Annotated in this window: 16 protein-coding genes and 1 pseudogene; 13 read left to right on the top strand and 4 right to left on the bottom strand. The window is 65.9% G+C overall.

Annotated elements, in window-relative coordinates; all coding sequences use genetic code 11:
- The 3 genes and pseudogenes from Q4F73_RS09385 to rplO all read left to right on the top strand — a co-directional run.
- Positions 1–111 (top strand): annotated as a pseudogene (locus Q4F73_RS09385) (30S ribosomal protein S5); the annotation flags it as partial.
- Positions 112–114: 3 nt separating this feature from the next.
- The gene (rpmD, locus tag Q4F73_RS09390) at positions 115–300 is read left to right on the top strand and encodes a 50S ribosomal protein L30 (protein ID WP_085549436.1); all 186 of its coding nucleotides are present in this window, start codon (positions 115–117) and stop codon (positions 298–300) included.
- Between the two features lie 3 nt (positions 301–303).
- The gene (gene rplO / locus Q4F73_RS09395; protein ID WP_303359089.1) at positions 304–753 is read left to right on the top strand and encodes a 50S ribosomal protein L15; all 450 of its coding nucleotides are present in this window, start codon (positions 304–306) and stop codon (positions 751–753) included.
- Between the two features lie 73 nt (positions 754–826).
- Here the strand turns inward: rplO and Q4F73_RS09400 are convergent, their stop codons facing one another.
- From Q4F73_RS09400 to Q4F73_RS09415, 4 genes are all read right to left on the bottom strand, one after another.
- Positions 827–1,102 (bottom strand): hypothetical protein, encoded by a 276-nt coding sequence (locus Q4F73_RS09400; RefSeq protein WP_303359090.1) that lies wholly within the window; start codon positions 1,100–1,102, stop codon positions 827–829.
- Between the two features lie 153 nt (positions 1,103–1,255).
- Positions 1,256–1,513: a hypothetical protein gene (locus Q4F73_RS09405; RefSeq protein WP_303359091.1), complete on the bottom strand. Its 258-nt coding sequence runs from the start codon at positions 1,511–1,513 to the stop codon at positions 1,256–1,258.
- An 11-nt stretch (positions 1,514–1,524) separates the two neighbouring features.
- Positions 1,525–2,535, bottom strand: a complete 1,011-nt coding sequence (locus Q4F73_RS09410) for a sensor histidine kinase (RefSeq protein WP_303359092.1) — start codon at positions 2,533–2,535, stop codon at positions 1,525–1,527.
- A 58-nt stretch (positions 2,536–2,593) separates the two neighbouring features.
- On the bottom strand, positions 2,594–3,235 hold the full coding sequence (locus Q4F73_RS09415; protein ID WP_303359093.1) for a response regulator transcription factor: 642 nt from the start codon (positions 3,233–3,235) through the stop codon (positions 2,594–2,596).
- A 299-nt stretch (positions 3,236–3,534) separates the two neighbouring features.
- Between Q4F73_RS09415 and Q4F73_RS09420 the strand changes: the two genes are divergently transcribed.
- The 10 genes from Q4F73_RS09420 to Q4F73_RS09465 form a co-directional block, all read left to right on the top strand.
- Positions 3,535–3,993, top strand: a complete 459-nt coding sequence (locus tag Q4F73_RS09420) for a MarR family winged helix-turn-helix transcriptional regulator (protein WP_303359094.1) — start codon at positions 3,535–3,537, stop codon at positions 3,991–3,993.
- Between the two features lies 1 nt (position 3,994).
- Entirely contained in the window at positions 3,995–5,296 is a 1,302-nt protein-coding gene (locus Q4F73_RS09425) for a hypothetical protein (RefSeq protein ID WP_303359095.1), read from the top strand.
- A 153-nt stretch (positions 5,297–5,449) separates the two neighbouring features.
- Complete coding sequence (secY, locus tag Q4F73_RS09430) at positions 5,450–6,772, top strand: preprotein translocase subunit SecY (RefSeq protein WP_303359096.1); 1,323 nt, start codon at positions 5,450–5,452, stop codon at positions 6,770–6,772.
- On the top strand, positions 6,769–7,314 hold the full coding sequence (locus tag Q4F73_RS09435) for an adenylate kinase (RefSeq protein WP_303359097.1): 546 nt from the start codon (positions 6,769–6,771) through the stop codon (positions 7,312–7,314). The genes secY and Q4F73_RS09435 overlap by 4 nt, the downstream gene beginning before the upstream one ends.
- A 73-nt stretch (positions 7,315–7,387) precedes the next feature.
- A complete protein-coding gene (gene map, locus Q4F73_RS09440) occupies positions 7,388–8,182 on the top strand; it encodes a type I methionyl aminopeptidase (RefSeq protein WP_303359098.1) in 795 nt (264 codons plus the stop codon).
- Between the two features lie 30 nt (positions 8,183–8,212).
- On the top strand, positions 8,213–8,908 hold the full coding sequence (locus tag Q4F73_RS09445; protein WP_303359099.1) for a L,D-transpeptidase: 696 nt from the start codon (positions 8,213–8,215) through the stop codon (positions 8,906–8,908).
- A gap of 199 nt (positions 8,909–9,107) precedes the next feature.
- Positions 9,108–9,326 (top strand): translation initiation factor IF-1, encoded by a 219-nt coding sequence (gene infA / locus Q4F73_RS09450; protein ID WP_003854422.1) that lies wholly within the window; start codon positions 9,108–9,110, stop codon positions 9,324–9,326.
- Positions 9,327–9,527: 201 nt separating this feature from the next.
- Positions 9,528–9,896 carry a 30S ribosomal protein S13 gene (gene rpsM, locus Q4F73_RS09455; protein WP_085549443.1) on the top strand — a complete coding sequence of 123 codons (369 nt, stop codon included), beginning with the start codon at positions 9,528–9,530 and terminating at the stop codon, positions 9,894–9,896.
- Positions 9,897–9,899: 3 nt separating this feature from the next.
- Positions 9,900–10,304 (top strand): 30S ribosomal protein S11, encoded by a 405-nt coding sequence (gene rpsK / locus Q4F73_RS09460; RefSeq protein WP_303359100.1) that lies wholly within the window; start codon positions 9,900–9,902, stop codon positions 10,302–10,304.
- Between the two features lie 21 nt (positions 10,305–10,325).
- A partial coding sequence (locus Q4F73_RS09465) for a ribosomal protein uS4 family protein (RefSeq protein WP_368660523.1) occupies positions 10,326–10,584 on the top strand: 259 nt, incomplete at its 3' end.

Genomic DNA, 10,584 nt, shown 5'->3' on the forward strand with positions numbered 1-10,584 from the left:
GGCCTGAAGCAGCTCGTCCGCCCCGAAGAGGTCGCCGCTCGCCGCGGTAAGACCGTCGAGGAGGTCGCCCCGGCCCGTATGCTGCGTGCACGCGCAGGTCAGGAGGCCTGAACCATGGCACTGAAGATCACCCTCAACAAGGGTTTCATCGGTGAGAAGCCGAAGACCCGCGCCAACCTGCAGGCCCTCGGCCTGCGGAAGATCCGCCAGTCCGTGATCAAGCAGGACAACGACGCCACCCGTGGTCAGATCCACGTCGTGCGTCACCTGGTCACGGTTGAAGAAGTGGCAGGAGAGTAAATCATGAGCGAACCCATCAAGCTCCACGATCTGCGCCCGGCTCCGGGCAGCAACAAGCCCAAGCACCGCGTCGGTCGCGGTGAAGGTGGCAAGGGCGGCAAGACTGCCGGCCGCGGCACCAAGGGCACCAAGGCCCGTAACAAGGTTTCCGCAGCGTTCGAGGGTGGCCAGATGCCGCTCCAGATGCGTCTGCCGAAGCTCAAGGGCTTCAAGAACCCGAACAAGGTCACCTTCCAGGTCGTCAACGTCTCTGACCTGGAGAAGGCCTTCCCGAACGGTGGCGACGTCACCGTGGCCGACATCGTCGCAGCGGGCCTCGTGCGCCCGAAGCAGCCGGTGAAGGTCCTGGGTAACGGCGACCTCGGCGTCAAGCTGAACGTCACCGCCACCAAGTTCTCCAAGTCTGCCGTCGAGAAGATCGAGGCAGCCGGCGGAACCGTCACCGAGGCCTAAACCTCTCTGACGCGATGACCACCGTCCCCTATGGGGGCGGTGGTTTTTTCGTGCTTATCGACGCCCCCTTGGATCAGATGCCCCAGATCATCATTCCGACGAAGATGATGATGACGGGGAAGAAGATGGAGAGCACCGTCATGATCCCGAGGGGGACGCTGCGGGTGCGGAAGGCGATGACACCCGCCAGCGCGATGAACGGGATTGCCAGGAGCGGGAACAACCATTCCCGCACGTCGTACCAGGACACCGGGACGAGCCAGAAGGCCCAGCTGAGGACGAACACCACCAGGATGCTCAACCAGCCCACAAGTCCGGAGCCCTGTGCTTTCCTGTCCGTGTCGTTCATCGTCGTGCTCCCGTCTACTCGAGGTTCGGGACCCGGATGGTCCCCATTACCCCGGACGCTACCGGCGCCGCGGGGAGGTCGGGCTGCCTTCTGCGGCTTGTGGGACGAAAGGACCGTCCTGTGGACGGGCCTTGCCCGCAGCGGGGCGAGCTGCTAAAGCCCCCACATGAGCAGGGAGACGAAGATAATGAGGAAGGGGGCGAACACGGAGAGCGCTGTCGCCGCGCCGAGCAGCCGGTTTCGGGTCCGGAACGCCACGATGCCGGCCACATTGACCAGGGGAATCGCCAGCAGGAGGAAGAGCCAGTCCCGCACGCCGTACCATGACACGGGAACCACCCAGAACCCCCAGCTGAGCAGGAAGACGAGCAGGATGCTCGCCCAGGCGAGACGCGTCCAGTTCCGGTGCACGAGGATGGTCGCTACTTTCGGTCAGAGGTGGGAAGGCGCAGATGCGCGGTCCACATACTACCGGTGGCGGCGGTTCGCAGTTCCCCACCGTGTCGCTCGGCCAGCCGTTGTGCCAGGCGGAGTCCGACGCCGGTGCCGACGGGGGAGGTGGCGTTGTCCGGCACCCGATTCGACATCGTGAGTATCCCGTGCGCTGCATCCACGTGGAGCAGGACCGCGCCGTCGGGATCACCGTAACGGATGACGTTGGCGGTGAGCTCATCGAGGATCTTTGCGACGGCCGGCAGATCATCACCGGGGACAGGGATGTCTGCGGCCTCGAGGGTGACGGTGAATCCGTGGTCGCGCAGGGAGGCCGCCGCCCCCTGGAGCAGTTGAATGACACTGGCGGGAGCCGGGGCCGGATCCGGGGTGTCGTCCCGGGTGAGTGCCCGCAGAAGTTCGCGGAGCTCCGTGATGGAACGGCGGGCGGTGTCGGCGATCTCCGCGAAGGCGGGGTCGGCGGTGTCCCCGGACTGCAGCGTCCGGGCCTCGGCGCGCATGACGATGGAGGTTAGAGAGCGGGCGACCGTGTCATGCAGGGTCTGGGCTGTGGCCAGGCGTCGACGGCGGACGTCCGCCTCCCACTGTTCCTTGAGTAACCGCCGTTGCCGGTGGTGGCTCAGCAGCACATGGCCCGCGGCGGCGGCGGCGACGATGAGCGCTGTCCAGAAGAGGGCGCGGTCGGGGGATGCGCCGACCAGACCGAGACCCCAGAGGGGAAGCGTCACGGCGATGGTGGATGCCCAGACGCCTCGGTGGGCCACCAGGAAGACACACAACGGAGCCAGGAACTCCAGTAGCCCCGGGTCCGCCTGCGGGAGAAGCGTCTGCAGGGCGAAGATCCCCACGTATGCGACGGGGGACAGTCGTGGATACAGCGGCACCGTGGTGACCGCCGCGACGGAGGCCACCATGAGCGCCACCGTGGTGGCGGTCTGTACGTCGAGGTACAGGGCGACCACCGCGATGTTCAGGCTCACCAACCCCGCCAACCGGGCCCACCCGGCCGGCGTTTCCACCACCGGTGGTCGGGGGCGGTCAGGAGACGATGTGGGCATTGAGCAGGGTCACCGCCAGTTCCAGTCGGGAGGATGCCGCGAACTGCGCCGCCAGGTGGGACAGTCGCCGTTTGATCGTCGATTCGGAGTAGTGCAGCGCCCGGGCGATGTCCGCGTTGGACTTCCCCGTGCACAGTTCGTGGAGGATGCACCGGTCCAGTTCGGACAGGGTGTCCCACAGTCGGCGGACCTCTTCGTCCCCGGGCGTCGGCAGGTAGTCGCGGAGTCTGCTCATCGCCTGCGGCGAGACCGTTGTGCCACCTTTTGTCGCGTCGCGGATGGCGGCGATGTACTCCTCCGGGCGGGCGGACTTGATGATGTACCCGCTGCCGCCCTGGGCGAGGATGGACAACATGGATTCGTCGGTGTCGACGCCGGTCATGGCGACGAAGGCCGGGGGATCGGCGAACCCGTGGACGTGGTGCAGCAGATCCCGGCCGTTCATGACGGGCATGTGGATGTCGGCCAGGATGACATCGACGGCAGTCTCATCCAGCGCTTCGAGGGCGGCGCGCCCGTGACGGGCAGTCGCCACCACCCGGAGATCGCCGGCGGAGTGCAGGTACAGGGGCAGGGTCTCGAGGACCAGTGGGTCATCATCGACGATAAGGACGGAGATCATGGCTGTCATCAGACCGCCGGCGGGGTCTGCGGGAAACCCACAATCGGGAGGCCGGCTTTGAGGATGAGAATCGGAGATGCGACGGCCACCAGGGCAAAGACCGCCGTCGGCACCATGCGCACGAGGAAACCGCACTCATGGGGGACGGCCCAGATGAACAAGAACGAGGACCCACAGCGGGGCGACGAGGGTTCCGGTGAGGGGGCTGAAGGGGGGCGACCTAGAGTTTCGAGGCGCATGGCTCTTGTATAGCAGGTGACGAGAGAAGCAAAGAATGTAACTAGTTGTATTATTGGGGTATGAGCACACCGCACCCTCGCCACGCCATCTTCGCCGGGGTTCTTCTACTGTCCAACCGCATGCAGCGCGAGTACGACACCCGGCTCGACGGCCTGACGCTCAAGCAGTGGCTGGCGCTGGCGGTCATTGGTAACCTGCCGCAACCGGTTCCGTCGACCGCCGTCATCGCTAGGGCGCTGGGTACCTCGCACCAGAACACCGCCAAGCTGCTCCGGGCCCTGGAGGCGAAGGGGCTGATCGCGACCGCGCCCTCGCCGGCGGACCAGCGAGCCCGCACCATCACGTCCACCCCGGCGGCCCAGTTCTCCGCCGCAGATGAACAGTGGGGCGAGCGCATGCTCGACGAGCTTTTCGCGGGTGTCGACGATGCCGAGCTCACCGTCTGTCTGTCGGTGCTGGAGCGCATGTCCCACAACCTGTGCGGCGAGAGCCTGCTGCCGCCCGATATGAGGCGATGACATGGCTGCCCTGGCCCTGCTGTTCGCGATCCTGGCGCTCATCGCCGCGCCGATGAGCATCGTGGCGGGAGTGGTGCTGCTCGCCCTCACGCTGGGAGCCGGGGTGGCCCGCACCCGGCGTCGGCCCGGGCGGCGGATCCTCGCGGTGGCGTCCGTCATCGCCCTGGCCGCCGGGGGCCTGCTGGTCTTCGAGACGTGGGAGCGGTATCGACCCCCGGGCGCGGCGGCGGTGGACACCGGCGCCTACGACCGCCCCGGCACCGACCGCGAGGTGTGGCTGCCGCTCACCGCGGCACGGCACGAGGTCACGGCCCTGGCCCTGGTGGAGATCGAACCTGACGCGGACCCGGTGTACTCGAGCTTTGAACCGCAGTACATCGAACGCGAGGGGGAGCGTGGCTACCGCGTCATCGCCTACCGGCACGACGGGTACGCGGACTTCTTCGACGATCTCACTCTCAGCCCAGATCCCGACCTTCGCAGCGCCGTCACGGGCAAGGGGGTGCAGAACTACTCCCATCAGGATCTCGGTGACCCCGTGATCGAGGTGGACGGGCGGGGGAGGGTGACCATCGCGTTCTCGCTGCAGGATCCGGAGGGGCGCCGCGTGAGCGTCGACATCCGGGAGGGATCGACTGCTGGTTCCGTGCCGTTTACTCTCCTGGCGCCCGTCGGCATGTCCTCGACGCACCCGGAACTGTTCCCTCTGTTCATGATCAACGACCTCGAGTTCCTGCGCCTGCGGGGCCTGCAGGCACAGGTCACCATCGACGGCCGCGAGGTGGCTCTGCAGGCCTTTCCCGGTCCGGTCCCGGTGCAGGGGCAGTTGCGCAGCTGGGTGAAGTACTCCCTTGACGCCGAGATCATGGAAATCTTCCCCACGTGGAGCACGACGATGACCCGGGTCCGCACCACCGGGGACCGCTACGACCACGACGGCAGCACCTACCTTTTCGCCGGGAACGCGCTCGAGCGGATCCACCTCGCCGACACCGAGATCGTCTTCGACCCGCCGCTCGACATCGGGCAGGCGGGTGAGGGGCGGGTGACCATGGCCTCCCACCCCGACCGTGGACACGTCGCCGGGGCCTGGGAGATCTCCCGCGACGGCGGGCGCAGTCACCTCAGGCTGCTTATCGACGACGTTGAGGTGCCCCGGCAACGCGGGGTGCTTTACCGGCTCATCGTCAACGACCGCTCGCAGTTCGCGGCCTGGCCGAAGGACTACTCGCTCACCGCGACCTTTGATCCCGCAGCCGGCCGGCAGCACGCGCAGTGGCACAACGCGGGCGCGCGGGAGTGAGGTGACGGGGGCGTCGAGAAGCACCGGACGTTCCCCAGCGGGGCCGTGACTGAGACGTTATGAAGGTGCGCTGGTAGGCTGATCAAGTCAATCGTGTCAATTCCCTTGTTTCCCCACGTTCAGCGAGCCCGGGGAGCGGGGCCAGGAGGATTCGTGTCCGCCATTATTCAGGCATTCAGGGACGTCGACCTGCGGAAGAAGATCATCTTCACGGTGTTGATGGTCATTCTCTACCGCATCGGTGCGCAGATCCCGTCCCCCGGTGTCGACTACGCGTCGATCAGTGGGCGTCTTCGTGAACTCACTCAGGAGCAGGGCAGCGTCTACTCGCTCATCAACCTGTTCTCCGGCGGTGCACTGCTGCAGTTGTCGGTCTTCGCCATCGGCATCATGCCCTACATCACGGCGTCGATCATCACTCAGCTGCTGACCGTGGTCATCCCGCACTTCGAGGAGCTGAAGAAGGAGGGTCAGGCCGGTCAGAGCAAGATGACGCAGTACACGCGTTACCTGACGTTGGCGCTGGCGCTCCTCCAGTCCGCGGGCATCGTCGCGCTGGCCGACCGCGAGCAGCTGCTCGGCCAGGGTATCGCCGTGCTCATCCCGGACCGCACGATCTGGGATCTCATCCTCCTGGTCACCGTCATGACCTCGGGTGCCATCCTCGTCATGTGGCTGGGTGAGCTCATCACGGAGAAGGGCGTGGGCAACGGCATGTCCCTGCTCATCTTCGCCGGTATCGCCACCCGCCTGCCCACCGACGGCACCAACATCCTCCAGACGTCCGGTGGCGTCGTGTTCGCGGTCGTGGTGGCCGCTGTCATCGCTCTGGTGGTCGGTGTCGTCTTCGTCGAGCAGGGCCAGCGCCGCATCCCGGTGCAGTACGCCAAGCGCATGGTCGGACGTCGCCAGTACGGCGGCACCTCGACCTACCTGCCGCTCAAGGTCAACCAGGCCGGCGTCATCCCCGTCATCTTCGCTTCCTCCCTCATCTACATGCCGGTGCTCATCACCGAGATCGTCAATTCCGGCTCGGTGGCGACGACGGACAACTGGTGGCAACGCAACGTCATTCAGTACCTGATGACGCCGTCGTCGTGGCAGTACATCGTCGTGTATTTCGTCCTCATCATCTTCTTCTCGTACTTTTATGTGTCGGTTCAGTACGACCCGGCCGAGCAGGCGGATAACATGAAGAAGTACGGCGGCTTCATTCCGGGCATCCGTCCGGGACGGCCGACCGCGGAGTACCTCGGTTACGTCATGAACCGACTGCTCTTCGTCGGTGCCGCCTACCTCGGCATCATTGCTGTTCTGCCGAACATCGCCCTCGACCTGGGTGTGGGTAATGCCAGCGCAGGTATGACGGCCTTCGGTGGTACCGCGATCCTCATTCTGGTGTCGGTGGCCCTGACAACCGTGAAGCAGATTGAATCCCAGCTTCTCCAAAGCAACTACGAAGGACTCCTCAAATGAGACTTGTACTCCTCGGACCCCCCGGTGCCGGCAAGGGCACCCAGGCCGTTCTCCTCTCCGAGAAGCTGGGCGTGCCGCACATCTCCACCGGCGATCTCTTCCGCGCCAACATCGGTGAGGGCACCCCGCTCGGTGTCGAGGCCAAGGGCTACATCGACGCCGGCAAGCTCGTGCCCACCGATGTGACCGCCCGCATGGTCAAGTCCCGTCTCGAGGAGTCCGACGCCGCCGACGGCTTCCTCCTCGACGGTTTCCCCCGCACCGTGGAGCAGGCCGAGATTCTCAAGGAGCTGCTCGCCGAGAAGGGCCAGACCCTTGACGGTGTGCTCAACTTCGTCGTCGCCGAGGATGTCGTCGTCGAGCGCATGCTCGCCCGCGGCCGCGCGGACGACAACGAAGAGACCATCCGCACCCGCCTCGGCGTCTACCGCGATGAGACCGCCCCGCTCATCGAGCACTACGGCGATCAGATCATCTCGATCGAGGCCGAGGGCGAGGTCGAGGAGATCAACGACCGCGCCATGCAGTCGCTGGGCAAGTAGCACCACCATCACGTCGGCCAGGCCGCGCCCCGTCTCCCGGGGCGCGGCTGCGCCATTTCTCACAGGAGTGACCATGGGAATTCGTTCCAAGCGCCGTGCCATCGCCGCCAAGACCCCGGGCGAACTCGACGCCATGCAGGCCGCCGGCGAGATCGTCGGGAAGGCACTGCAGGCGGTGAAGGCCGCGGCCGCCCCGGGGGTGAGCACCCTCGAGCTCGACCAGATCGCCGAGGCCACCATCCGCGACGCCGGCGCGGTGCCGAGCTTCCTGGGGTACCTGGGTTTCACCGGTTCGATCTGTGCATCGCCCAACGACGTCATCGTGCACGGTGTTCCCGCCGCGGACGTCATCCTGGAGGACGGCGACCTGCTGTCCGTCGACTGTGGGGCGACCTTCGACGGCTGGGTCGGGGATTCGGCCTGGACCTTCGGTATCGGGCAGCTCGACGAGGACGTGGAGAAGCTCAATCTGGCCACCGAATGGGTCCTGCAGGAAGGGCTCAAGGCGATGGTCCCGGGCAACCGGCTCACCGATGTCTCCCACGCCCTGGAATCGGCGACCCGCGCGGCGGAGGAGAAGTTCGGCGTGGCACTGGGCATCGTCGACGGCTACGGCGGGCACGGCATCGGCCAGACCATGCACGAGGATCCCTTCCTGGCCAACGAGGGGCGCCCGGGTCGCGGCCCCCGCATCCAGACGGGATCAGTCCTGGCGATCGAGCCGATGCTCACGCTGGGGACGACGGATTCGGCGGTTCTCGACGACGACTGGACGGTGGTCACCCTCGACGGTTCCTTCGCCTCCCACTGGGAGCACACCGTCGCCGCCACCGACACGGGGCCGCGAATTCTCACCCCCAGGCGGTAGAAACGCGTCACCGGGTTTATACTCCTAGCCATGCGTACCATCAGCCGCCGTCTCGGCACCGCCTTCGCCTCTGTCGCCACCGCCGCCGCGCTCATCGCGGTGCCCGTCGCCGCACAGGCGCAGGACCTCTCCTCGCAGGTCGGCATCGACCAGCAGCAGCTCCGTGACGGGGCATGGAACACCCGCAACGATCTGCAGCGCGGGGCCGGTAACCTGCCGGCCGGTTCCTCCGACACGGCCACCAGCCTCATCGACGGCGCCCTCGACCTGGCCTTCCCGGGCCTGATCTCCGAGCGCACCGCCCCCGCCCCGGCTCCGGCCCCCGCGCCGGCTCCCCGGCCCGCCCCGGCCCCGGCCCCCCGCGACAACTTCGACTACGGCCCGTGCCCGCGCGACGCCAAGGTCTGCGTCGACATCGACGGCCGCCGCACCTGGCTGCAGAACGCCAACGGCAAGTACTACGGCCCCGTCTCCCACGCCCCGGGCAAGCCGGGCCAGGAGACCCCGCGCGGCACCTTCCACGTCACCCGCAAGGTCAAGGACGAGGTCTCCTACCTCTACAACAACGCACCGATGCCGTATGCGGTGTACTTCACCAACAACGGCCACGCCTTCCACCAGGGCAACCTCGGCTTCGAGTCCGCCGGCTGTGTCCGCCTCAACATGGCCGACGCCCAGCGCTACTTCAACGATCTCAAGGTCTACGACAAGGTCTTCATCTACTAGTCGCGCACGGTAGGGGGGAAGCGGGGCGTCGATAAGCACGGGGGAGTGCTTATCGACGTCGCGCTGGTTCGGGGTTTGGTTTTCCACGCCAGTGCAGGTAGGGTGTCTGTTTGGTGTGTATGCGAACGCATGCGCGCCAGCAGTAGATCTGTGAAATCAGCAGGTGCCACCACGTGAGGGCACCAGGAATGTGGAGGATATGGCTAAGGAAGGCGCAATCGAGGTTGAGGGCCGCATTGTCGAGCCCCTGCCGAACGCAATGTTCCGTGTCGAGCTCGACAACGGACACAAGGTTCTCGCTCACATCAGTGGCAAGATGCGCCAGCACTACATCCGTATCCTCCCCGAGGATCGCGTCGTTGTGGAGCTGTCTCCGTACGACCTGACCCGCGGACGCATCGTCTACCGCTACAAGTAAGACCACCCGCCTCCTTATTCACCGGCGTGAGTCACGGGTCGCATCACTGTGCCCCTCACACGTCACACTCACCTTCGGCCGCGGTGGCTGAAGCCCCACGAATCACGATCCATCGTCCGGTCATCGGTCCGGGCAAAGCATCGCTTGGTGGGGACGAGTAGGGAGAAAACCACCGTAAACAACCCGAAAGGTACGTACCACATGGCACGTCTTGCAGGTGTTGACCTTCCGCGCAACAAGCGCATGGAAGTCGCACTCACTTACATCTACGGCATCGGCCCCGCCCGTGCCGCCCAGCTTCTCGCAGAGACCGGCATCTCTCCCGACCTGCGCACCGACAACCTGTCCGATGACCAGGTTGCCGCCCTCCGTGACGTCATCGAGGCCTCCTGGAAGGTCGAGGGTGACCTCCGTCGCGAGGTTCAGGCCGACATTCGTCGCAAGATCGAGATCGGCTGCTACCAGGGTCTGCGCCACCGCCGTGGCCTGCCCGTCCGTGGCCAGCGCACCAAGACCAACGCTCGTACGCGTAAGGGTCCGAAGAAGACGATCGCCGGAAAGAAGAAGTAGAACATGCCTCCGAAGACTCGCTCTGGCGCGCGCCGCACTGGTCGTCGCGTCGTCAAGAAGAACGTGGCCCAGGGCCACGCCTACATCAAGTCCACCTTCAACAACACCATCGTGTCCATCACCGACACCAACGGTGCCGTCATCTCCTGGGCCTCCTCCGGCCACGTCGGGTTCAAGGGCTCCCGTAAGTCCACCCCGTTCGCTGCGCAGATGGCTGCCGAGAACGCTGCCCGTAAGGCAATGGATCACGGAATGAAGAAGGTCGACGTGTTCGTCAAGGGTCCGGGCTCCGGCCGCGAGACCGCCATCCGTTCCCTCCAGGCCGCCGGCCTCGAGGTGTCCTCCATCTCGGACGTCACCCCCCAGCCGCACAACGGCTGCCGTCCGCCGAAGCGTCGTCGCGTCTAAGAAAGGAAGAGGTAACTTACCATGGCTCGTTATACCGGCCCTGTCACCCGTAAGTCCCGCCGCCTCCGCGTCGACCTCGTCGGCGGAGATATGGCATTCGAGCGTCGCCCCTACCCCCCGGGTCAGGCTGGCCGCGCCCGCATCAAGGAGTCCGAGTACCTCCTGCAGCTGCAGGAGAAGCAGAAGGCGAAGTACACCTACGGTGTGCTGGAGAAGCAGTTCCGTCGCTACTACGCCGAGGCGAACCGTCGCCCCGGCAAGACCGGTGACAACCTGCTCG

This window comes from Corynebacterium sp. (assembly GCF_030535495.1).
Taxonomy (GTDB): domain Bacteria; phylum Actinomycetota; class Actinomycetes; order Mycobacteriales; family Mycobacteriaceae; genus Corynebacterium.

Coding starts and splice junctions, on each gene's coding strand:
- rpmD (WP_085549436.1), top strand. CDS start 115: ATGGCACTGAAGATCACCCTCAACAAGGGTTTCATCGGTGAGAAGCCG.
- rplO (WP_303359089.1), top strand. CDS start 304: ATGAGCGAACCCATCAAGCTCCACGATCTGCGCCCGGCTCCGGGCAGC.
- Q4F73_RS09400 (WP_303359090.1), bottom strand. CDS start 1,102: ATGAACGACACGGACAGGAAAGCACAGGGCTCCGGACTTGTGGGCTGG.
- Q4F73_RS09415 (WP_303359093.1), bottom strand. CDS start 3,235: ATGATCTCCGTCCTTATCGTCGATGATGACCCACTGGTCCTCGAGACC.
- Q4F73_RS09420 (WP_303359094.1), top strand. CDS start 3,535: ATGAGCACACCGCACCCTCGCCACGCCATCTTCGCCGGGGTTCTTCTA.
- Q4F73_RS09425 (WP_303359095.1), top strand. CDS start 3,995: ATGGCTGCCCTGGCCCTGCTGTTCGCGATCCTGGCGCTCATCGCCGCG.
- Q4F73_RS09435 (WP_303359097.1), top strand. CDS start 6,769: ATGAGACTTGTACTCCTCGGACCCCCCGGTGCCGGCAAGGGCACCCAG.
- map (WP_303359098.1), top strand. CDS start 7,388: ATGGGAATTCGTTCCAAGCGCCGTGCCATCGCCGCCAAGACCCCGGGC.
- Q4F73_RS09445 (WP_303359099.1), top strand. CDS start 8,213: ATGCGTACCATCAGCCGCCGTCTCGGCACCGCCTTCGCCTCTGTCGCC.
- infA (WP_003854422.1), top strand. CDS start 9,108: ATGGCTAAGGAAGGCGCAATCGAGGTTGAGGGCCGCATTGTCGAGCCC.
- rpsM (WP_085549443.1), top strand. CDS start 9,528: ATGGCACGTCTTGCAGGTGTTGACCTTCCGCGCAACAAGCGCATGGAA.
- rpsK (WP_303359100.1), top strand. CDS start 9,900: ATGCCTCCGAAGACTCGCTCTGGCGCGCGCCGCACTGGTCGTCGCGTC.